The organism is Paenibacillus xylanilyticus (assembly GCF_047246825.1).
GTDB classification, from domain to species: Bacteria; Bacillota; Bacilli; order Paenibacillales; family Paenibacillaceae; genus Paenibacillus; species Paenibacillus xylanilyticus_B.
Window position 1 is genome coordinate 1355743 of the sequence record NZ_JBFOLB010000001.1, and the last position, 21858, is coordinate 1377600.

Annotated in this window: 20 protein-coding genes; 2 read left to right on the forward strand and 18 right to left on the reverse strand. The window is 46.7% G+C overall.

The window, feature by feature from the left end; all coding sequences use genetic code 11:
- Positions 1 to 59 precede the first annotated feature (59 nt).
- From AB3N00_RS05730 to AB3N00_RS05790, 13 genes are all read right to left on the reverse strand, one after another.
- Entirely contained in the window at positions 60 to 458 is a 399-nt protein-coding gene (locus AB3N00_RS05730) for an Asp23/Gls24 family envelope stress response protein (protein WP_413033721.1), read from the reverse strand.
- A 232-nt stretch (positions 459 to 690) separates the two neighbouring features.
- Positions 691 to 1770, reverse strand: a complete 1080-nt coding sequence (locus AB3N00_RS05735) for an AI-2E family transporter (protein WP_175396313.1) — start codon at positions 1768 to 1770, stop codon at positions 691 to 693.
- A gap of 108 nt (positions 1771 to 1878) precedes the next feature.
- Positions 1879 to 3285, reverse strand: coding sequence for an ATP-binding protein (locus tag AB3N00_RS05740; RefSeq protein ID WP_413033722.1), 1407 nt, complete (start codon positions 3283 to 3285; stop codon positions 1879 to 1881).
- Between the two features lie 13 nt (positions 3286 to 3298).
- Positions 3299 to 4006: a response regulator transcription factor gene (locus tag AB3N00_RS05745; protein WP_413033723.1), complete on the reverse strand. Its 708-nt coding sequence runs from the start codon at positions 4004 to 4006 to the stop codon at positions 3299 to 3301.
- Positions 4007 to 4194: 188 nt separating this feature from the next.
- The gene (locus AB3N00_RS05750) at positions 4195 to 5634 is read right to left on the reverse strand and encodes a 4-hydroxyphenylacetate 3-hydroxylase family protein (RefSeq protein ID WP_413033724.1); all 1440 of its coding nucleotides are present in this window, start codon (positions 5632 to 5634) and stop codon (positions 4195 to 4197) included.
- 170 nt (positions 5635 to 5804) lie between these two features.
- Positions 5805 to 7763 (reverse strand): ABC transporter permease, encoded by a 1959-nt coding sequence (locus AB3N00_RS05755; protein ID WP_413033725.1) that lies wholly within the window; start codon positions 7761 to 7763, stop codon positions 5805 to 5807.
- Positions 7738 to 8508 carry an ABC transporter ATP-binding protein gene (locus tag AB3N00_RS05760; RefSeq protein ID WP_413033726.1) on the reverse strand — a complete coding sequence of 257 codons (771 nt, stop codon included), beginning with the start codon at positions 8506 to 8508 and terminating at the stop codon, positions 7738 to 7740. Before AB3N00_RS05760 ends, AB3N00_RS05755 begins: the two co-directional genes overlap by 26 nt.
- Before the next feature lie 264 nt (positions 8509 to 8772).
- Positions 8773 to 9756: a sensor histidine kinase gene (locus tag AB3N00_RS05765; RefSeq protein WP_413033727.1), complete on the reverse strand. Its 984-nt coding sequence runs from the start codon at positions 9754 to 9756 to the stop codon at positions 8773 to 8775.
- Positions 9753 to 10457 carry a response regulator gene (locus AB3N00_RS05770; protein WP_413033728.1) on the reverse strand — a complete coding sequence of 235 codons (705 nt, stop codon included), beginning with the start codon at positions 10455 to 10457 and terminating at the stop codon, positions 9753 to 9755. Before AB3N00_RS05770 ends, AB3N00_RS05765 begins: the two co-directional genes overlap by 4 nt.
- Before the next feature lie 78 nt (positions 10458 to 10535).
- Entirely contained in the window at positions 10536 to 11879 is a 1344-nt protein-coding gene (gene nagZ, locus AB3N00_RS05775) for a beta-N-acetylhexosaminidase (protein WP_413033729.1), read from the reverse strand.
- A gap of 366 nt (positions 11880 to 12245) precedes the next feature.
- Entirely contained in the window at positions 12246 to 13349 is a 1104-nt protein-coding gene (locus AB3N00_RS05780; protein WP_413033730.1) for an NADH:flavin oxidoreductase, read from the reverse strand.
- 253 nt (positions 13350 to 13602) lie between these two features.
- Positions 13603 to 14916, reverse strand: coding sequence for a hypothetical protein (locus AB3N00_RS05785; protein WP_413033731.1), 1314 nt, complete (start codon positions 14914 to 14916; stop codon positions 13603 to 13605).
- A gap of 215 nt (positions 14917 to 15131) precedes the next feature.
- Complete coding sequence (locus AB3N00_RS05790; RefSeq protein ID WP_413033732.1) at positions 15132 to 16181, reverse strand: 2,3-butanediol dehydrogenase; 1050 nt, start codon at positions 16179 to 16181, stop codon at positions 15132 to 15134.
- A 351-nt stretch (positions 16182 to 16532) separates the two neighbouring features.
- Here AB3N00_RS05790 and AB3N00_RS05795 point away from each other — a divergent pair, with 351 nt between their 5' ends.
- Positions 16533 to 17570, forward strand: coding sequence for a LacI family DNA-binding transcriptional regulator (locus AB3N00_RS05795; RefSeq protein WP_413033733.1), 1038 nt, complete (start codon positions 16533 to 16535; stop codon positions 17568 to 17570).
- Between the two features lie 133 nt (positions 17571 to 17703).
- On the opposite strand, the gene AB3N00_RS05800 is transcribed toward AB3N00_RS05795, so the two are convergent.
- The 3 genes from AB3N00_RS05800 to AB3N00_RS05810 all read right to left on the reverse strand — a co-directional run bounded on the left by AB3N00_RS05800 (position 17704) and on the right by AB3N00_RS05810 (position 19667).
- On the reverse strand, positions 17704 to 18678 hold the full coding sequence (locus tag AB3N00_RS05800; RefSeq protein WP_413033734.1) for a D-2-hydroxyacid dehydrogenase family protein: 975 nt from the start codon (positions 18676 to 18678) through the stop codon (positions 17704 to 17706).
- Positions 18679 to 18803: 125 nt separating this feature from the next.
- On the reverse strand, positions 18804 to 19013 hold the full coding sequence (locus tag AB3N00_RS05805) for a hypothetical protein (protein ID WP_413033735.1): 210 nt from the start codon (positions 19011 to 19013) through the stop codon (positions 18804 to 18806).
- A gap of 60 nt (positions 19014 to 19073) precedes the next feature.
- Positions 19074 to 19667 carry a TetR/AcrR family transcriptional regulator gene (locus AB3N00_RS05810; protein WP_413033736.1) on the reverse strand — a complete coding sequence of 198 codons (594 nt, stop codon included), beginning with the start codon at positions 19665 to 19667 and terminating at the stop codon, positions 19074 to 19076.
- A 226-nt stretch (positions 19668 to 19893) separates the two neighbouring features.
- Between AB3N00_RS05810 and AB3N00_RS05815 the strand changes: the two genes are divergently transcribed.
- The gene (locus AB3N00_RS05815; RefSeq protein WP_413033737.1) at positions 19894 to 21144 is read left to right on the forward strand and encodes an MFS transporter; all 1251 of its coding nucleotides are present in this window, start codon (positions 19894 to 19896) and stop codon (positions 21142 to 21144) included.
- Between the two features lies 1 nt (position 21145).
- On the opposite strand, the gene AB3N00_RS05820 is transcribed toward AB3N00_RS05815, so the two are convergent.
- Positions 21146 to 21307, reverse strand: a complete 162-nt coding sequence (locus AB3N00_RS05820) for a hypothetical protein (protein ID WP_413033738.1) — start codon at positions 21305 to 21307, stop codon at positions 21146 to 21148.
- A 41-nt stretch (positions 21308 to 21348) separates the two neighbouring features.
- On the reverse strand, positions 21349 to 21804 hold the full coding sequence (locus AB3N00_RS05825; protein WP_413033739.1) for an SRPBCC family protein: 456 nt from the start codon (positions 21802 to 21804) through the stop codon (positions 21349 to 21351).
- Positions 21805 to 21858: the final 54 nt, after the last annotated feature.

Consider the following 21858-nt stretch of genomic DNA (forward strand, 5'->3'; position numbering starts at 1 on the left):
AGCATACCTTGCCATCTGTTGTTATTCATTCATTCAGTATTCCGACATCAGACTACAAGCTACACTTGTTCCTGCATGGTTACACCCACGACATGCACTTTAATTTCTTTTACCATAATGCCTGTTAACTGTTCTACGGCTTGTTGTACATTATGCTGCAGTTCCTGGCAGACTTGTTGCATCCTGAACCCGTACTGAACGTTAATTCGCAGCTGAATGGAGGCTTGGTCCTCCTTCACCTCAACGTCGATGCCTTTTTGCAGGCTTTTGCCGCTGATGCTCTTGGCAATACCTTCGGTTAATCCGACAGACATGGAAGAGATCCCGGAGGTCGCCTGTGCAGCCATACCCACAATCTTGGATACCACATCGTTGGAAATATGGATGGCGCCAATTTGAACGGAATGAGGTTCGATGTACTCAGGTTCAATATATTCTTTAGGGATGATTTCAGACATGTTTTCCACTCCTTTAATGGTTGATCGATTGATTAAAATATAAAATGCAATTAAAATTTTACACGTTAACGGAGAGTGCAGTACCGATCTGGAGAAGCAAAGCGCTCGCCTTTATCACCAGAGTTTCTCCCTTATAAGGGAAATCAAAGAAACTTGGGGATAACAGCGATCGGAAGATGGTACTGCAATCGGAGTGACTGAGTGTACAGCCCATCAATTTTATATCCTAAAATCAGGCATTCTGCCATTTCTCCTTGAAGAACAGCTGGTAAACCCGGACCAGAATAATTTTGACGATCATATAGACCGGGATAATAATCAAAATCGCAATGATCCCGCCCAGATCCCCCGCACCCAGCACCAATATAATCGTTGTGAGCGGATGGATGTCGAGCTTTTTGCCAAATACATACGGAGCCACCAGATTGTCTTGAATTTGCTGTGCCACCAGAATGATAATCAATGACCAGATCGCCACCGACGGTGATTGAATCAGACCGATAATGACAATAGGGACAGATGACACAATAGCTCCGATAAACGGAACAAAGTTCATAATGACTGCAACGACAGTAAGCAGCAGTGCATAAGGCAGCCCAATGAGCAGGAAACCGATATACATCAGCACGCCGAGCGCCAGATTTACCAGGACTCTTCCGACAATAAAACCACTCAGCGCCTGATCGATCTCAAGGACCACTTCACGGCTGTCTTTTTGGAATCGCTTCGGTGCGATGTGCACCAGTTTACGGCCAAACTTCTCTCCCTGCTTCAGCATGTAGAACAAAATGATCGGGAATGTAAACAGAATGATCGCAAAGCTGGAAATGAGCGAGAACAGTCCACTCACATAGTTGGTTACAAAGGTAAACCCTTTGTTGATATAGTCCGTAATCTGCGATAACGGCGTTGATCCTTCCGGGAACAATGCCTTGATCGCTCCGTTCTGCTCCAGTTCTCTCAACTGTACACTGAGTGAATTAATCAAGTTCGGTGCATTATCCACCAGATTGATCAGCTGCTCCCGCAGGGACGGCCATAACCCAACGATGAACAGGACGAGCAGCACACCGAACACAAGATAGATCAGCAGAATGCTAAGTGTGCGGTTCAGCTTCTTGCGTTCCATATAATTCACGAGCGGCCTTAGCAGATAATAAAAGAATACGGACAGCATCATCGGCACGGTAATGACCGTAAGCATGGTCACGAGCGGCTGAAAAATAAAGCTGACGCGTGATAACAGATAGATATTGACGAGCACCAGCGCCAGCCCAATGCTGAACCGGACAAACGAACTTCCTTTTAACAAATAGTTCCCCTCCACATAGCCTTCTCTTTTTTGGATCGATATAAGTTGAACCCATACATTTACGCTGAAGCACTGCGAAGCCAGAACAACCTTTCGTGTACTTTCAACTTATCCGTTTGGGATCTGAATGGAAAACACAGTTGTCTCCTTACCGCGCCGGGACAGGATCAGACGTCCGCCCATCTTCTCTGTATTTCGCCGGGCAATCGCGAGTCCAAGTCCGGTTCCGCCCGTACCGGTTCGCGCTTCATCCCCTCGTACAAATGGATCAAAAATGGTGCTCCACAGTTCCTGGGGTATGCCCACACCCGTATCTGCAACCTCAATGACCACATGCGTATCCAGCGGAATCAACTCCACGCGCAGCTCTGTTCCCTGCGGATTGTAGGCCAAGGCATTGGTAATCAGGTTTTGAATCACTCTCGATAACAATTCGGGATCATATCTGGCGTAGATCTCCTGATCAGGCACGAGCACATGAAGTACAAAATGCTTTTGTTCAATCTCGCCATATGTATCGGCCATGACTTCACGCACAAATTCCCCAATCTCCCTCTTCTGAATCTGCATGTGATAATCGGGTGAATCCACCTTCAGCAGCTCGAGCATATTCTGTATCATGCGTGCAACCTGAACGGACTTGTTATAAATGTATCCCAGATAACGCTGCTGCCTTTCCTTGTTTTCTCCCCGTCCCTCCACGAGAGCCTGGGCGTATCCCTGGATGGAGGTAATTGGCGTTTTCAAATCATGGGACAGATCCACGATCAGACGCTGCTTGCTTTCTTCCGCATAACGCTTCTCTGCCGAGGTATTCTCGATGACATCTGCCATATAATTAAACGTTTCGCCAATCTGGACGAATTCCTTCTCCGCCGAGATCGACAAACGTGTGCTGTAATTCCCTTGAATCATCTGTGTAAGACCTTGGGACAAAATACTCAGTGGTTTTTTGATTCGACGCGCAACCCAGTAGCTGTACACGAATATCAGCAGCAGAACGAAGCCAATTCCGATCATGATATAAAATGACAGAGGATGCTTCAGGTTGGTAATCAGCTGATTCTCATTGATACGGATACTGACCAGATCACGGGGAATCTTCAGCAATACATACTGTGCATCTCCCTCTGCAGCATATGGAGAAATCGAGTAATAATAAGGTTGATCACTTCGATTCTCCAATCCCGCATACAGCTCCGACTCACTGTAATGGACAACCGCATCCTGCTTATTGCCGATCCGGCGAATGACCGATCGATCTTCATCCAGAATCTCGATCCAGCCTCCGCTGTCCATCAGCCGCTGTATTTCAGTGCTTGTGGAGTCATCTTCTCGCCCCTTATTCAATTCGGCTGCATAGACATGTGCCTCCACATTAAGATCAGGATCAACGACCTGGTCCGAAATACGGAAATCCACGACATCCAGTGAAACCATAAGGTAGACAATCAAGACAAGCAGCAGCAAAAAGAAGTTGAACAGCAAGAAGTCCAGTGTCAGGGAGGTTTGCAAAAGTCGCTTTTCTCTAGCTTTCCGTTGGCGCTTCAATTTTGTATCCCAGTCCCCTTATCGTTTTTAGGTATTCCGGTTGTCTGGAGTCACGTTCAATCTTCTCCCGAATATTGCTGATATGTACCATGATGGTGCTATCCTCATGCGCATAGTAATCTCCCCATACCGCCTCGTATATTTTCTTGCGGGTAAATACCCGGCCCGGCTGTTCCAGCAGCAGATCCACGATTTTATATTCCGTGGAGGTTAGGGTGACAGGTTTGCCTGATCGGAAAAGTACACATTTGGAGCGATCCAGCATGAGTTCACCAAGAACCAGATTCGTCTCTTTAGGCACAGTAAGCTCAGGAGCATCAAATTGATTCACACGCCTTAATAAGGCTTCCACACGGGCAACAATCTCGAGTGGATTAAACGGCTTGGAGATATAATCGTCCGCACCGAGTCCAAGTCCGAGAATTTTGTCATGGTCCTGGCTTTTGGCGGATAGAAACAGAACAGGCATATGATGGGTTGCCCTGATTTGTTTAATCAATTGCAGACCATCCATCACAGGCATCATGATATCCAAAATCACCAGGTCAATGGGGACAGAACGAATGCATTGTAATGCCTCTGCTCCATTCGCGGCGGTCCTTATGTCATAGTCCTTCTCCAGGTACAATTGAAGCAATTCCACGATTTCCGGTTCATCATCTGCGATCAGTACGGTGTATCTCATGTTATTCCTCTCATTTCTTCATTCCTCTGTCATCAGCTCTGTATTCTTTTACATGTATGTTACTACTATATACCACGTCTCTTAAATGAACCTAAATCAATTCTAAAGATAACCTAAATAAAAAGCCCAGGCAGAGGCCGGGACTCTTGATTCCATCCAAAATTTACATGGTTGTAGTGCCTAAGCTCCTATTTCATATGAAGCCACGGTTCAACCTTTTTATTCAAATACTCCTTGTCATGCTGCACATACTGGCTTGCACGGTTACGTACAGGATCACCTGCATAGTACCGCTCGTATAGATCGTGTCTGGCTCCGAGGGGACTCCCGGTCAGATCCCAGGCAAGTTGAAACAAACGAATTTTCTCAGGAGCTTGCATTGTCACTCCTCCAAGGTATTTGGACATCAATGTCCCTACTGTTTCATCCTGGTCGAATTGGCCCGAAGGAATCTGAATCAATCCCCCCGCAGCGATGGTTTTCAAAATTTCGACTGCTCGCGGATAATATCGACTCCCCAAATTACGTGCTGTTTCAATGTATTTGAATGCCGGCAGCCAGTTACCATATGAATCCGTCTTCGCTTGCGCCTCGGAAGCAATGATCAGGCCCTCAATCGTCTGCATCTGGCTGATCATTTCACCCAGCTGCTCCTGGACATTCAGGAAAGAATCCACCCCAATCTCCTTGGCAATTGCCGAAGTGACTGCGGTGATGAACTCCAGTTTGGAATGCAATCGAATAATGCTCTGATGATAAGCCAGACTAGACGAGGCTGTGCTGCAGCGAATCTGCCATACGGCCTCCGGGTTGTTGTGAAGCAGTACACGTTCCCAAGGGACCAATACGTCGTCAAAAAACAATACAGCATCCATCTCATCATACCGCGCACTGAGCGGGTGAGCAAAATCAGATGGGGAAGCCGCAAAAGATTCCCGGCATACCAGATGTAACCCCGGACTCCCAACCGCAACAATGACCATATGGGCGAGTTCCGGCCGATGCCCTGGAATCCGCTGGATCGGATACGCAATGATATCATCTGCATAAGGAGCTGCCGTGGCCACCATTTTGGCGCCCCGAATGACAATGCCCTCCGAGTTGGTTCTTACAATCCGCAGCATGGCATCTTCATCTTCCCCAACAGGCAGGGAACGATTAATCTGTGGGTCACGCTGGACAATTGTCAGAAACGCATCTTTTCGTTTAGCTTCCTGATAATAGGCTGTTATTTTGTCTGCATACAACTGATCATATGATGCCATCTCTTCTCTCGTAGCGTACCATCCGGCAAGGCGGGACCGAGCATAGTCCGACAGTCTGCTCATCACCCCGAAGGTCCGATCAGACCAGAGTCGAAAAGCAGCCGCCCTGCTGCTGATATCTTGAGTAGAAAGAGGTACCTGGAATGCCCGGTGTACATAACCTCCCGTCTGTTCATCCCAATAAGCAACCGTTTCTCTTGTATCCGGTTCATCTGCCAAATTAAACAAATTTTCTATCGTTTGCAGTGTACCCTGAAAGGCGGGATGTTCGGTTACCCGGACACGTTTGCCATCCAGCCATACATTTCGCTCATCATTCAATCGGTGTATGTAAGCTTGTCCACGAGACATCGTGATGCTCATTATACGTCCTCCCTCAGGCATAAGCCTACTCTTCCTACAATTCACAAGCCTGCAGTTTTACGAAACTATGTAATGATACAATTTGTATCTACTGAAATAGTACAGTGTCCTGGACAGAAAAGTCAACAAACACCGAACGAGTCATCCGGTGTTTGTTCCGCTGTGCTGATTTAGACTAATTTGGAATACATATGACGCAAATACCGCCAGCGCACAAGGGCAAAGTACACGATCTGCATGGATGCAAAAACCAGGAAAATACGGAGACTATATCCCATTACCGAAAAATCGACCAGCTGCTGCAGCGCAACAAATGCCACCGAACTATGAATCAAAGCAATGAGTAATGGCAGGAAAAACATCAGGAGCAACTGTCTTGTTACGATTTTGCGAAGTTCGGGACGACTTAGGCCCATCTTGCCGATCATGCGATACTGTGCCTCATCCCTTTCCAGATCCGCGTAGAGTCTAAAATAGGTGAAGCTTGCCGCAAAGGTGAAGAACACAATGCCGATCAGACCGCTCAGAATCAAAATGATCCCATTGGTTTGTTTCGAATTCAGCCAATCCACAACGAGAGCGCTGACCATGAAATAGCCTTTTGTAAAGGGCTGCTTCTGTATGGAATCAACCAGTTCAGGGGCAAAGGCTCGTGTACCCATCCAGTCTTCGACGACAAATTGGGTCATTTTGTTGGAGTAAAAGTCCTCACTCATCTCTATGACCTCATTGTACGCTCGTTTCATTTTTTCGAACAATTCATCGGAAACGACGTAAATGTCCATTTTACCTTCATTAGGGATAACGATCTGGGTAGCGGGAGGAGATAGCTGAACCTGTTGATGATATTGTTCGACTTCCAGATCGACCATTGTTGGTGTGAATCCCTGTTCCACTTGTTTACGTAACTCTTTGCGTGCTGTCAAATTCGCCGGGGTCATGAAGGCCCCATTTTCCTTATCCAACGTCCGCTCTTCATAACCAAGGGCCTTGGCCAAATGGTTGTATTCACTCAATTTGATAATATAGCGATTACTATTCTCATACAGCGGAGTGTAGCTTCCTTTTACATATGGAACTTCATGTTCTATTAGCGATTCTTCAATCTGTCTGATATTCTCCTCTGCCTCCGGTGTCTCCCAATTATTCGTGTATGTGAATGCATAAGGATTCGTCATCGATGACAACCCGGGGTCTGCCACTGCCAGCATGGTGCCTATTCCCGTAAATGCGGAAGCCGAGATCACACTCACCATAAAAAACATGACGGCATTATCTTTCATTCGATACGTAAGCTCGGAGAGGAAAAGTACATTCGTTTTGCGGAAAAACAAACGTTGATTGCTTTTGAGTGCCCGAATGACGTACACACTGAGCTGCGTGAACAGCAGGTACGTGCCCGCGATAACTATAATGACGCTCCCCAGCAATAATGGAAATGAGAAGTTGACCCACACAAAAGTGAATACCCCTGCATAGCCTCCCCCAATGAGCACTACGGAAAGTACAGCGAGCAAACGTGATGCCTTTGGTTCCGGTTTCGGCTTTTCCTCCGATTTGACAAGGTCAATAAGCGTTCCTTTGCGTATAAGCAGAGAGGAAGACAGTGCAATGACAGCAAACAGCAGCAGGAACGCGACAGCTGTCAGGGCGATCGCTTTCAATGGAAAATAAAATCGTAGACTGTTCTCCACAGCCAGCATGGAACCGCAGATCAGCAGAATCAATTTTCCGAAGATCATTCCCAGTCCAATACCCGCTGCAATAGCTGCGATCCCGATGCACATGTTCTCCATAAACAGGAGCCGGTTCATCTGTTTGCGTGTCATTCCGATGATCAGGAATATACCAAATTCCTTCTTGCGTGTTTTCAGAAATGAACCTACCGAATAGAGCAAAAACAGGAACGAGAAGATGAAAATAATGATCTCTGCAATCATAAAACCCTGGTTCGCAAGCATAGTAACGGTTTCACTCGATCCCTTTAAGCCATCCTTCAGGTCCGGATGAAACAGAAGCAGGGCATACGTAAAAAAAATCATGACGGAGAATGTACTGCTCAGAAAGTGAGCCAGATAAATCCGTTTATTGCGAACCACATTATTAATGGCGAACTGGCGAAAATTCATGTCCTGACCCTCCCATTAGGGATAACACATTGATAATCTTTTGATAAAAAGCAGCCCGGTTATCGCCGTAGTGAATCTCATTATAGAGTTTGCCATCCTTGATAAAGACAACCCGACTGCAATAGCTCGCCGCAACAGCATCATGCGTCACCAGCAGCATGGTAGTCCGATCCTCCTGATTACGGCGTTCCAGCATTTCCATAACGTCTCGTGCCGCCTTGGAATCCAGGTTGCCTGTCGGCTCATCTGCCAAAATTAATTTGGGCGAATGAATCAACGCCCTTGCAATGGCTGTACGTTGAGCCTGGCCACCTGAAATCTCATATGTCCGCTTGTCCAGAATGCCCTCGATCCCGAGTTTGCTCGCCAGCCGTTCCACACGTGCGTTCATCTCTCCCAGCGGCGTTCCGTCGAGTGTAAGCGGCAGCACAATGTTCTCCTTGACTGTGAGGGTATTTAACAGATTGAAAGATTGAAAAACAAATCCCAATTCTTTACGCCGAAAAAGGGCGAGCTCATCCTGATTGAGTTCAAACGGATTTTTCCCGCCAATCCGCAGTTCTCCTGATGTCGGATGATCGATCGTTGAGATCATGTTCAGCAGAGTCGTTTTTCCGCTGCCGGACGGTCCCATAATGCCAACAAACTCACCCTCCTGAATACTGAGGTCAATGCCCGATAGCGCTTCATACGAGACGATTCCTTTATAAATCTTGCTGATCTGATTTACCGAACATATTTCCATATGTACAACTCCTTCATTTATAATTCGATATGACAAGCCTGACCTGCCCATCAATTCATTGGCACTTATTTTGCCTTCTGACCCCAGTTTACCCGAAGTTTCGGCTATTCTCCTATGGCTTAACCTTTCACTTGCATGACAATGTTGTAAGGTTGGTCCTGAACAATCAAAAAAGACGCCGTTACCCCCTATGGGGCAACAGACGTCATTTGACAATCAATTTTTTTCATCATGAAACGAACTGCTAGCTGCTACCATGCTCCTTCAGCTATTAAACGTAATCCGGACAGTCGTTCCTTCCCCATACACGGACTCCAGATCAATCCGGTGATTCATCCGGGTCAGGACTTCCTTGACAACGTATAACCCCATACCGGTTGACTCCTTAAAATGACGACCATTCTCTCCGGTGAAAAAAGGCTGGAATACCCTTCTTAGATCTGACTTTGGAATTCCAACACCCTGATCCTGAACTTCAAGAACGATTGACCTCTCCGCTGGATAAGCACGCAGGTATATCTTTTGTCCGCTACCAGAGGAGTATTTGATGGCATTGGACAAAAGCTGCACCAGGACAAAGCGAATCCATTTGGCGTCCGATTGAACGACGATCGAAGAATCCATCTGTATTTCCGGATAAACGTGATTGCGAATGAAGAAACGTTTCAGTTCGTGGATGGCCTCTTCGCCGGCAGTCTTGAGTGTGACGGGTTCCACGCTAAAGTCCTGTTCGAATGTGTCCAAACGGGCCACATACAGCACGGTTTCCAATCCACGTCTCATCTGATCTGCTTCCTCCCGAATGCTCTTAAACCGCGGATCATCGTCCTCCTGATCCTGCATGGTCAGCTCAATCACCGATAAGGGCGTTTTCATCTGATGCACCCACTGGTTCATAAAAGACAGATATTCCTGTTGACGCTGTTCCAATCGATGCAAGTGTGCATGATATTGACCATATTGCGAATCCAGCAGCTTTTCCAGTGCTAGAGATAATGGAACCGCCTCATTTAATGGGACGAACTCATTTAGTGATTTCATGGATTGTGACATTCGGCTGTAAAAGGATCGGTGCGACAAATAACGGAAAATCAAGTAGCCTGCATATAAAAATAATCCTAACGATACGGCATAGACAGCCGTTAACCAATGATCATAACCGTCATACCAGAACACGGCGACAACGGTAAGCAAGATAACGACCACCCAGCAAGTCAAGGCAAGGTGCTCTCTCATAAACAATTTCATGAAGGCGATGCTGCTTTCCAGTTGGCATTCAATCGGTAACCCGAACCCCTCACCGTTTCCAGCGCATCCGTTATTCCAAGCTCGGCCAGTCTCTTGCGTACTCGGGTGACATTGACGCTGAGTGTATTGTCATCTACAAAGGAGTCATCCCACAGCTTCTCCAAGATCGTCTCCCTGCTCACCAGCTTGGGACTGCGGCGCAGTAACGTTTCAAGCAGAATCGTTTCCTTTTTCGTCAGCTGCACTTTGCAATCACCGAGCTGAATCTCCAGCCTTTCCAGATAAACCGTCAATCCGTCCAGTTCGACTTTGCGCTCTTCGTCGCGGGCAGCATAATCCCCATATACACGACGCAGCTGACTTCTGATTTTGGCCATCACAATCTCATGTTCGAACGGCTTCGTAATATAGTCATCCGCTCCGTTCTCCAGCGCCATCACCTGATCCATCTTCCCGCTTCGAGCCGAGATAAACAGAATCGGACACGTGGACATCGTACGAATTTGACGACACCAGTAGAATCCGTCGTAGCTCGGCAAGTTGATATCCAGTAGAACAACATGAGGCTGTATCTGCTCAAACTGCTGTACAATCCCTTCAAAATCCTCAACCAAGACGGCTCTGTCCCCGTAGCGCTCGATATGGGATTTCAGCAGTCCTGCAATCTTGGGATCATCTTCGATGATCATAATGGTATACATATGTGGGTCTCACCTCTAACCTGTAATCATGAAATGCAGTGTTCTTCTCTCTTATCCAAAATCATACCACAGGATGTCCTACTCGGCATTGACCCGTTTGCGCCATTCCACAATGTCAGTGTTTAATTGCTTCAGGTCTCCGGAGGCTTGTTGTTCATCAGACAGCTTGTACAACTGCTTCAGTGTCAGAATACGATACACGCTTTCATCGATTCGGGATTCGGTAATTTTGCCTTTCTTTACTGCATCTTTCAACGTATCGAAAATGGTTTTGGCACTTTCATAGCTGTGAGCCACGAGCAGAATGTCACTTCCTGCCTGAACCGTCGCGATTGCGGCTTCATTCAGTTTATAATTTTTGGCGATGGCACCCATGCTTAGATCATCCGTAATGACGACACCGTCATAATTGAATTTGTCTCTTAAATGTTCACCGATAATCACATCCGATAACGATGCAGGATGGTCCGGATCAAGCTTCGGGAATAAAATGTGAGCCACCATGACGGCTTCAACATGCTCTTTCACTGCGGCTTGAAATGGAATCCATTCGAGCTCGGCCAGCTGTTTCTCCGTTTTGTTCACCACTGGCAGATCCAGATGAGAATCCACGGAAGTATCACCATGACCGGGAAAATGCTTTACAACCGGAATAATACCTTCGCTGCGCAAACCTTTCATCTCTGCAATTCCGAGACGAGACACCAATTCTACCGCACTGCCAAAGGACCGGTCACCAATTACCGAGTTGTTCGGATTGCTATTGACATCCAATACGGGAGCAAAATCCACATTAAAGCCTGCAAGCTTGATCTGCCTTGCCAGCAATTCCCCCATTGTCTCTGCCAGCTCGGCGTCTTTCGTGGCACCTACTTTGCCGTTCGATGGGATGCTTTCCACTGCTTCCGGCATACGGCTGACTTTGCCACCTTCCTGATCCACACTCATGAAGATCGGTACAGGGTTGGAACGATTTGCCTCTTTTATGGACTGGACAAATTTCGCCGTTCCCTGCAAAGTCGTTACGTTATTGGCATAGAAAATGATGCCTCCAACCTTCTGGTTCACAATCATCTGTTTGGCTTGTTCATCCAAAGCCGTTCCCTGAACTCCAGCCAGAATCATCTGCCCAATCTTCTCATCCAAGGTAAGCTGATCAAGCTGTTCTTGAACCGGATCAGTCTCTTCCTCAGGCGGAGTGTTGTTTTGTTGATTGCTGTTTTCTTCCTCTCCGGTCGTGAGTGAACCATCACTGTTATCCGGTGCAGCTTGTTGTTCCGTATTAGAACTTGCAGAAGAATTTGCCGAGGAATCGGGCTTGGAAGCCTGTCCGCATGCCGCTAGAAGCAAGAGTATTCCCATAAACAGGAACAATATTGGCAGCGAAAATTTACGTTTACTTCTTATAGGATCATTACGCAAATACATATCCTCCTAAATCCTGTTGGAATGTGTACTGTCATGTTCAGGCATAACATTAACATACACAACACTATTTTCAAAGTCGTTGATCTGGTTACAAAAATGGAGTTGAGTTAAGAAAAAGGTTTTGCTTATCGGGGTGTAGTGTGGTACTTCATGGTGTTATGACAATGGGCGTGTGCGATGGATGGATGAGGGATATGGTACGAGCGGATGAGAATCGGTTTGTTGTTGTGAATTTTTCATATATTGAAATTATAATTATAGGAGCTCGAAAAAGCCGCCTTTCGGCGGCATCTTAAGGTTTGTTGTCGATTTCCACGTTTGTTTTTCATTTTTTATATCATGTCTGTAAATAAATGCTTTTTAACTTAATGTTTTCAAGACTTCTGTTGTAAAAGGGATAATTTCTGCCTGGCGTCCTTCCCGAACTTTTGCCGGCCATTCCGGATCACTAAGCAGTACACGTCCCAGTGCAATCAGATCAAATTCATTGTTTTCGAGCATGGAATTTAATTGGTCCAGATGGGCATCGCCTGTTCCTTGATTCTCGGTTGATCTGTCGACAAATTCGGCTTCAAGACCTACCGATCCAACGGATATCGCAGGTTTACCACTTAATTTCTGTGTCCAGCCTGCAAGGTTCAATTCAGATCCTTCAAACTCCGGCAGCCAGAACCGACGAGTCGAGCAGTGAAAAATATCTACGCCCGCCGCAGTCAGTGGTGCAAGAAATTGCTCCAGCTGTTCCGGAGTCTCTACCAGACGAGCATCGTAATTCCCCATTTTCCATTGAGAGAAACGAAGCACAATCGGGAAATCCGGCCCAACCGCCTCACGGCACGCTTCAATCACCTCAACTGCAAAACGTGTGCGAGCGACCAAATCACCGCCATACTTGTCTGTACGACGATTGGTATGCTCCCAGAAGAACTGGTCAATCAGATACCCATGAGCACCATGCAATTCTATGCCATCAAATCCGATCCGCTTGGCATCTGCTGCAGCTTGCGCAAATGCTTGTACCAGACCTTTGATCTCCTCTTCGGTTAACGGTTCCTTGTTCTCTTCCCCTGCCATGCTGATACCCGAAGGGCTAACCGGCTCCGCCTCTGCATGGGGAAGATCACCAGTACGGCGGGCCGTGCCCACATGCCACAGTTGAGGCATGATTTTGCCACCAGCCTCATGGACAGCCTGGACCACATTCGACCAGCCTTGAAGTGATTCATCACCATAGAATAACGGGATGCTCTCACCGCTTACGGATGAAGGGTGATTAATACCTGTCCCCTCCGTGATAATAAGACCTACACCACCAGCTGCTCTGCGTCGATAATATTCGGCAACTTCCGGGCCTGGTACGCCCTCTGGAGAGAAACCGCGAGTCATTGGTGCCATGACGATCCGATTGGACAATGTAAGCTTGTCTGAAGTGAAAGGTGTAAACAACGCTGAAGGTATATTCATTTGTTTATAGCTCCTTTTTCTTTGGAATGTCAGAACCCAATTACCTTTCCATTTTATAGTTTCTAAATTTTATTTTCAAATATCGCCAGGACGGTTTATGCTTCTATGTAAACAGGCAAAAAAATAGAGCACCCCCGCAGCAATTTTTGATCACTCTGCTGCATGCGCATGCTCTGTACTTGCGTCCTCAACCATCCTACACGGAACCGAAAATATGAATGATGCATAATATATTCCATGATCTTCCTTTCATTTAGTCCGAATTCACAGGAATTTCATTACGATGAACTCTGAGTACCTTGCCTGATGACGGTGAGATGACGTCCGGGTCCGTGCCCAGGCCAAAATAGAAATCTCCCTCGTGTTCTTCAAATGATTTCGCATACGTATCCTGGTTAAACCGAAGAATTTCATGCCATGTAACCAGATCCGTTGTCTGATATACCCGGTTGATATATAAGTTTTTGTTTTGCAGCGTATACGTGAGTACATATACCTTACCATCCCGTAAAAGCAAGTCGGTTGGCAATGCCTTTGGATCTGGCAAAATCACTCGTCTTACCTGATTAATGGCTGTCATGACATTCAAGGATTTGGGGAGCAGCTGACCGTCATTAAACACCCCACCAGCGATATAAACTAACTTGTTATCGAAATTAACATTTTTCCCGATCTTATTATACGGAACTGTCCCCTGTTGATAGGTTAATCCTGGCAGCATTTTGCTGCCATAGATGACCACATCTCTCTTTTCGAGATTGGCGTTAATCTCCAGAATGTTCGTTTTGTCATTCCATATTTTGTTGGCAGGATACATCATGCCTGAAGCATACAGCTTGCCCCCCAGCTCAAACAGCGTATAAGCCCGCAGTCCAAACGTATTAATGTTCGCATACTTCTGCCAGGTCACCCCCATATCATGGGAGATCAGCACCGTTGGCTTATCCTCTGTTCCAATCGCCGCAAACATTTTCCCGCGAAACAAGGCCAGATCGTAAACGTGTACACCGAGCGGAAGGTTACGATACTTTGTCCACACATCCCCGTCCAGTCTGTAGAAGTTCCCGAGACTCCAATGCTCCCCGTCAGAATCATTCCCCGGAATATAGAGCTTGTCATCCAGTACTTTGTAGATATCGATTTGTTCCTCATCCACTACCATTTTGGTCGATGGAACAATGCCGGGGTTGCTGTTGCTGACTGCCTGCTTATTAAACGAAGAGGTTGCTGTATCGTAATAAACCACCGGGATGGGGCCCGAGTTGGGTGCTACCCCCATGTTGCTGCTGTTCCCATGGCCCAAATATATTTTACCTCTGTACAACTGCATATCCCACACATTATTGGCGTATGGCGTTTTTGCAAAAGGTTTACCCAGCAGCTCCAATTTGGATGTCACATCAGCAGATGTGATCGGAGCATTAGATACTTTCGCCATAGCCCGCTCAAGCGTCGGCCTTCGTTCGGTCGAGTCATTGTTCTTAGGCTTGGCACTCCCTGTAACCATCCAGCCAACACCTGCAACAATCGTCAATATAACAGCTGCCCACTTCGTGTTGTTATGCATGCCCGCTTCCTCCTTCAACGTTATAATGAATACCTTTTCATAATAACGATACAAATCGTATCCTTTTATATTATGTAAAATGAAACAAGCATGCAACACATTCCGCCCGGTTCAACAAAAATAGACAGCTGCATTCGAAGATGAGCTGCCTACATAGGATATTTAATTATGGCCACTATACCATTTTCGTTAATTAGAAGATTTCTGAATTATTACTATTCAGCTTTGACCAGAATTTTCACCTGATTTTTCTCTTTCAAAAGTGCTTCAAATCCTTGATCGACCACTTCATCCAGCGAAATGCGTTTGGTAACCAGCTTGTCTGCCGGGAAGAATCCTTTATCCATCAGACAAATGACAGCCGGGAATACATCACGGTAACCGATAATACCATTCACTGTACGTTCTTTCATGACAATGGAGTTCGGCAAGATCGGTGCTGCCTGTTCAAAAATACTGACGATCATCAGCTCACCGCCAATACGTGTCGAGTCAATCGCTTGCTGCAGCACAGGTGGAACACCTGTTACTTCATAAGCTACGTTAACACCGCCTTGCGTGCGTCTGTGAATCTCTTCCACTACATTGTACTGTGTAGGATCAATGACGATGGCACCAAGCTCTTCTGCTTTTGCTTTGCGTTCCTCGGACAGCTCCACTACATAAATATCAGAAGCACCCGATGCTTTCAACGCTTCTATGACCAGCAGACCGATAGGACCTGCACCAAATACAGCTGCAGTATCACCCACTTTCAGCTTGCTTTGGCGGACAGCATGCAGAGCAACAGCAGAAGGCTCAACCAGGGCACCTTGCTCATAAGAAATGGAATCAGGGATAGCATGCACCATGTACTCTTCAGCCGTTACATATTCGGAGAAACCTCCGCCCCCTCCAGCGAGACCGAGGAATCCCATCTGGTCGCACAGATTGTATTTTCCCTGTTTGCAGGCTTCGCAATGTCCACATGCATAGATGGGTTCTACGACAACACGATCTCCTGCTTGAAAACGGGTAACGCCTTCACCCACTTCAACCACTTGCCCCGAGAACTCGTGTCCCATAACCACTGGTGCTTGTTCGCCTGTTAGCGGATGTGGTGCTTGAGCCGGAATGAAAATGGGTCCCGCTGTGTATTCATGCAGATCACTACCGCAAATTCCACACCATTCCACTTTTATTTTAACCTTTCCCTCTGCAGGGCGGGGTTCATCAATATTTTCGAGACGCAAATCTTTAACACCATGCCAACGTAATGCTTTCATTCATTTCATCTCCCAGATCATAGGTTTGAATATAACCGGAAACGTTTCCGTAGTTAAATATGTCACAGTTTAGATAGTCTGTCAAACACATTTTCCCATAAATAAGTCGAAATCATGAATTTTTTGGGTATGCATGCTAGTATGATAATACTCGACTACTGGCTTTTTTTCAGGGATTAGCGTGATTTAAGGCTTTGTTCTTTGGGAGAACTTTACACAGCACCGTCATTATGAACGAAAGGCTAGAGTATTTGATTTACCGGAAGTGTTATAATCAGAATATAGGCATGGACACAACATGAAATCAACATAGAACAGGAATCGTTTCCGATAAAGTGAGGTCAACCAAACGTGAGCAAAGATCAAAAGGTTACAATTAAGGACGTGGCAGAATTTGCTGGGGTGGGCATTGCAACCGTCTCAAGAGCCATTAACAATTCCGAAGGAATCAGCAGCAAAACAAGAGACAAGGTCATGCAAGCCATTGAAGAACTTGGTTTTGTCCCCAACACGTCCGCACAGAGTCTCAAAATTCGCCAGACACACCAGATTGCACTGGTCGTACCGGATATACGCAATGCCATCATTCCAGAGATCTCCTGGTCTGTCGAACAAACGGCAAAACAGCACGGGTACCACGTGGTACAGATTAATACAGCGGGTAATGCCCGCACGGAGCTGGAAACGATTCGTAATATCAAAAAGCTGCATGTGGACGGGCTTATATTCATGCCACTCGCTTACCCCAAAACGCTGCCCGGATTAATCGATAAAGCCCCACTCCCGATCTCCATGATTAATTATGGCAAAAAGCTTGAACCCGGATTGAAGGCAGATATCGTCTCGTTGTCTCAACCTGAGGGAAAACTGGTGATGGAACATTTGATTAAGATCGGGCGTACACGAATTGCCTATGCCGGAGCTCCCAAAGACATTATCGAGGAGCGTTACCGAGCATATGAACAAGCCTTACCGCATGTCGATATCTCGCTTGTTTACTTTGGGGAAGATTTCTCCCTGAATACCGGAGCCAATGCAGCGGATTATTTCCACGGACTGACACATATGCCGGATGCGGTATATGCAATCAATGACATGGTAGCCATAGGATTGGTTAACCGCTTCAAAGAACTTGGTATACGTGTACCCGAAGATGTCGCAGTCGTTGGAGTGGATAACAACCAATGGACTACCGTCTCGTCCCCCCAGATCAGCTCGGTCTCCATTATGGGAGAAGAAGTCGCCAGACTTGCGACTGAACTGCTGCTCAAACGCATACGCGAAATGAGTTCTACCGACTACGAGCATATTCAGTTCGAACCCAGACTTATTGTACGGGAATCCAGTGTCGCCATGATTCGTTCCTCGGCTCAAAAGCACAGCAAGTAATACGATTGTACGAACCAAACGCAAAAAAACAAGGTGTCCTTGCCGCCGCTAATCACGGCTCGACGTTCACCTTGTTTGTTATGTGTATCGTTTCAACTGGAACTGTCCCGACCTCTGGATGGCTCATTGCTCGTTATTGCTTCGCTCCCAGCTGCCTGATCGGGCTTCCTTTCAGAAACATATCGATGTTCTCTACCGTATGACTGAAATAAATCTCATAATTTCCACGGGTCACATAACCCAGATGAGGTGTAGCCAGTACGTTGGGTAAGGTCCGCATAATATGATTTACCGGAAGAGGTTCTTGCTCGTAAACATCAAGCCCAGCGCCGGCAATCAGCCCGCTTTGCAAAGCTTCCACCATGGCTCCCTGATCCACAATGCCCGCACGGGACGTATTAATCAGCAGCGCGGTTCTTTTCATCCGCTGGAACTCGGCTTGTCCAATCAGATGACGAGTGCGTTCACTTAGCACCAAATGAATGGAAACAATATCACTTTGCTCCAGCAGCTCTTCCTTCGTTTCACACCAGATTACGCCGTGCTCTCCGGCTTGCCCTGGCTTCAAATTCTGACTCCAGGCCATGACGTTCATACCAAAGGCCTTGGCAATTCCGGCCATTCGAGTACCTATTTTCCCCAAACCCAGGAGTCCAAGTGTCTTCCCGTGCAAGTCCATACCGATAGTGCTCTGCCAGTTGCGATTGGATTTCAGGGCATTATTTTCTGTAACCAGCTGTCTGGATAGTCCCAAAATAAGTGCCCAAGTCAGTTCGGTCGGTGGATTAGAGCTGCCCTCTGTTCCGCACACAATGACTCCTTGTCGTTCCGCAGCCATCAGATCAATCGAGGCATTTCGCATCCCTGTTGTAATCAGCAGCTTCAGGTTGGGAAGCCCGGATATAACCGATTCGGGAAATGGAGTACGCTCACGCATCAGAACAATAATGTCATAATTCTGCAGCTCCTGAATCACTTTTTCTTCCGATCCCATGTAGTTATTGAAGGTTTGAACCTCCACCCGATCCAGGATTGGCATCCAATCAGCTGATGACAGGGCAACATTCTGATAATCATCCAATATGGCACAACGCAGCTTCGTCTGCATTCTGTAACCCTCCTCCTCCAATATACGGTATATCCTACACCTACCCGTATTGTATCAACTCGACGCCGGTCTGCCCAATGTCCTCAGACATAAAAAAGAGCCGGAAATGAGTTCCGCCTCCATTTTTATATCAAAATCTTAAAAAGAAGTGCCGTAATAATAACGGCATCCATTTCCACTTCATGACTCACATATAATTCCATCTGAGATCTCAATTGATTGAACCGTTCTACCAACACATGTTCCATTCCGAGCGCGTGTATGATCACACCTGATATGGAATCGTCCACATCCTGCGTACTCCAGGTAAACAACTGCTGATACAGTTCCTGCATTGATTCTTGGTTCTTCGGAGCATATCTAAGCGGATGTTGAACTGATGCCGGTCGGCTTGATCATAACGATTCTCCCCCAAGCAGAGATATCGCAGCCTCAATACTTTGCTCGACAAATGAGCGATCCGGACCTGATTTCATTAACACGGTCAATCCGATCATGGAAATCACCAAAGACTTGGCGACAGCACTCGCATTCAAGTTACCGGATAGTTCTCCGGATCGCTGCCCCCGTTCTATCGTCTCCTGGAAAATTACAGCCAGATACATCTGATGCTCTCTTGTCAGGATGGCGAATTTAGAATCGTGAGGAGCCAGTTCGACCATCGTATTGATGCAAAAACAACCATGACGCGGATCAGCTACATCACCTTCTGCTCCGATATGCTCAAACAACGCACGAAAAGCTTGTTTTACTGAGCTCTCTCGTTGGAGTCTTGATCGGATCTGAGCTGCATGCAGTGTTGTATACCTGCGCAGCACCGTCTCAAACAACTCCTTCTTGTCGCCGAAGGCGGCATACAAGCTGGGACGTTGAATGCCCATACCTGTGGTCAGGTCCGTCAATGATGTAGCTTCGAATCCTTTATCCCAAAACATGTGCATCGCTGCATCAAGCGCTTTATCGGTATCAAATTCCCGTTGTCTCACCATAACTTTTCTCCTTTTATATACCAATCAATATACTATATCCTAGCTTCCACCCATATCGATGTCAAATCTAAAACCCATACATATCACCGTAATACCTTAATACTATTATACTTAGAAATTAGTTGTTGACATTTCACCCAGCCTTAAAGTATGTTTTTCCAGACCAATAATATACCGATCGGTACATTATGGCATAAAAAAAATCTCATTCAGAAAGGTGACTCACATGAACACTCCCATTCCACAGACACATCTGTCTGCTAAAGCACATCCCGGTATGTCACGGCTTGTGGCTATCCTCTTCGCTCTATGCAGCGGACTTGCCGTAGCCAACATTTATTATGCTCAGCCACTCCTTGATACCATCGCCGAGGAGTTCCATATCTCCCATTCCCATATCGGCATGATCATCACAGTAACCCAAATCTGTTACGCCCTTGGACTGTTATTGCTCGTTCCTTTAGGCGATCTTATTAACCGTCGGAAACTGATCATTGTCCAAATGTTCTTCTCTGTACTTGCCTTGCTCGTGGTAGGCACCACATTATCCAGCTCCATCCTGTTCACGGGCATGGCAATCGTCGGTTTGTTGGCTGTTAATACCCAGTCACTGGTTGCATTTGCTGCAGCACTCGCTTCCCCTTCGGAACGGGGGCGTATCGTGGGGCTTGTTACCAGCGGAATCGTGATCGGCATCTTGCTGGCCCGAACTGTTGCAGGCACCATGAACGATTGGATCGGATGGAGATCTGTTTACCTCTTCTCCGCAGTACTAACGCTGCTTGGAATGGTCGCCTTATTCCTTCTTTTGCCGAAGCATGAGCCGCAAAGAACGAAATTAAATTATGCACAATTGCTCATTTCGGTATTCCAACTCTACCGGGAGTTGCCTATACTGCGAGTCCGTGGGGTGCTGGCCATATTGATATTTTCGGCTTTCAGCATATTATGGACCTCCATGGTACTCCCGCTCAGCGCACCCCCACTCTCTTTGTCACATACAGCAATTGGCGCTTTTGGGCTAGCAGGTGCCGCTGGCGCATTGGCTGCTGCTCGTGCCGGGAAGCTGGCTGATCGGGGACTCGGACAAAAAACGACCGGCTTCTCTCTCATGCTTCTTCTATTGTCTTGGCTGCCGATCGGATACGTTCATCACTCGCTGTGGTTTCTGATCGCTGGCGTTATTCTTCTTGACCTCGCTGTGCAAGCAGTCCATGTAACCAATCAGAGTCTGATCTATAACGTTCGCCCTGAAGCACAGAGCCGCCTCACCGCTGCCTACATGATTTTTTACTCTATTGGCAGTGCTACCGGGTCCATCGCCTCAACCCTGATGTATGCCTGGACCGGATGGACTGGCGTGTGCTGGTTAGGTGCAGGGGTGAGTGCAGCCGCATTCCTTTTCTGGGCAATCGACCGTTACCGGCAACGGAAAATACTCCAATGTGCATCCGTTCAGTCAGATAACGGAGACTGAATTAATTGTCCAACTTATTCCAAACAACGATGAACAACGTTGCAAGCGGACCACACAAGAGGGAAATCAGAAACCAGTTAAGTCCACTTCTGTTTTTCCCCTGAGCAAGACCCGCATTAATTAACGCAAGGGTACCCCAACCAACAAAATATTCATTTTCCATCGATTATCATTCCTCATTCTGTAAATATTTTCAGATCGGTTCTATCGTTCAAGCAGAGCTTTAAGTTTTCTATTGCGGCTTTGGAGAAAAGCGTACATATATCTCTTTAATATAAGTCGCTCGGCTGCCCAGCCCAAAACACCGAGTGGTGCTTCAAATTTCAGTGTGTCTCTCATATAAGTGGTTTTCTCATCGAGCTTGCGGAAGTGATGTTCATGGCGCATGCTTCGAAATGCCCCTTTTACCATCTGATCCACAAAAATATGTGGACGTTCGTAATGTACAATCCGGGAAGTCAGTTTCTGCCTTACGCCAAAGTGAGTTGCCTGAAAGGTCACCGTGTCCCCGGCGCCTATTTTACCGGACGTTACGCCTGATACAGTCCGTTCGCGCGTATGTTTCCATACCGTCTGTGTATGAACATCAATATCCCGGGCATAATCAAAACATTTTTCGATCGGGGCTTGAATCGTTATTTCAGTTACCACTTCAATCAAGGTTTATCGCTCCTAAGGTAAAATGGATTCTGTGCCCAGTATACCCCTGCTCTG

What these genes read in the sequence shown, in the direction of transcription:
- AB3N00_RS05755 (WP_413033725.1), bottom strand. Translation starts at nt 7,763, where the DNA reads ATGAATTTTCGCCAGTTCGCCATTAATAATGTGGTTCGCAATAAACGG.
- AB3N00_RS05810 (WP_413033736.1), bottom strand. Translation starts at nt 19,667, where the DNA reads ATGGTGAGACAACGGGAATTTGATACCGATAAAGCGCTTGATGCAGCG.
- AB3N00_RS05760 (WP_413033726.1), bottom strand. Translation starts at nt 8,508, where the DNA reads ATGGAAATATGTTCGGTAAATCAGATCAGCAAGATTTATAAAGGAATC.
- AB3N00_RS05800 (WP_413033734.1), bottom strand. Translation starts at nt 18,678, where the DNA reads ATGCAGACGAAGCTGCGTTGTGCCATATTGGATGATTATCAGAATGTT.
- AB3N00_RS05785 (WP_413033731.1), bottom strand. Translation starts at nt 14,916, where the DNA reads ATGCATAACAACACGAAGTGGGCAGCTGTTATATTGACGATTGTTGCA.
- AB3N00_RS05765 (WP_413033727.1), bottom strand. Translation starts at nt 9,756, where the DNA reads ATGAAATTGTTTATGAGAGAGCACCTTGCCTTGACTTGCTGGGTGGTC.
- AB3N00_RS05805 (WP_413033735.1), bottom strand. Translation starts at nt 19,013, where the DNA reads ATGCAGGAACTGTATCAGCAGTTGTTTACCTGGAGTACGCAGGATGTG.
- AB3N00_RS05745 (WP_413033723.1), bottom strand. Translation starts at nt 4,006, where the DNA reads ATGAGATACACCGTACTGATCGCAGATGATGAACCGGAAATCGTGGAA.
- AB3N00_RS05780 (WP_413033730.1), bottom strand. Translation starts at nt 13,349, where the DNA reads ATGAATATACCTTCAGCGTTGTTTACACCTTTCACTTCAGACAAGCTT.
- AB3N00_RS05750 (WP_413033724.1), bottom strand. Translation starts at nt 5,634, where the DNA reads ATGAGCATCACGATGTCTCGTGGACAAGCTTACATACACCGATTGAAT.
- AB3N00_RS05730 (WP_413033721.1), bottom strand. Translation starts at nt 458, where the DNA reads ATGTCTGAAATCATCCCTAAAGAATATATTGAACCTGAGTACATCGAA.
- AB3N00_RS05815 (WP_413033737.1), top strand. Translation starts at nt 19,894, where the DNA reads ATGAACACTCCCATTCCACAGACACATCTGTCTGCTAAAGCACATCCC.
- AB3N00_RS05790 (WP_413033732.1), bottom strand. Translation starts at nt 16,181, where the DNA reads ATGAAAGCATTACGTTGGCATGGTGTTAAAGATTTGCGTCTCGAAAAT.
- AB3N00_RS05770 (WP_413033728.1), bottom strand. Translation starts at nt 10,457, where the DNA reads ATGTATACCATTATGATCATCGAAGATGATCCCAAGATTGCAGGACTG.
- AB3N00_RS05820 (WP_413033738.1), bottom strand. Translation starts at nt 21,307, where the DNA reads ATGGAAAATGAATATTTTGTTGGTTGGGGTACCCTTGCGTTAATTAAT.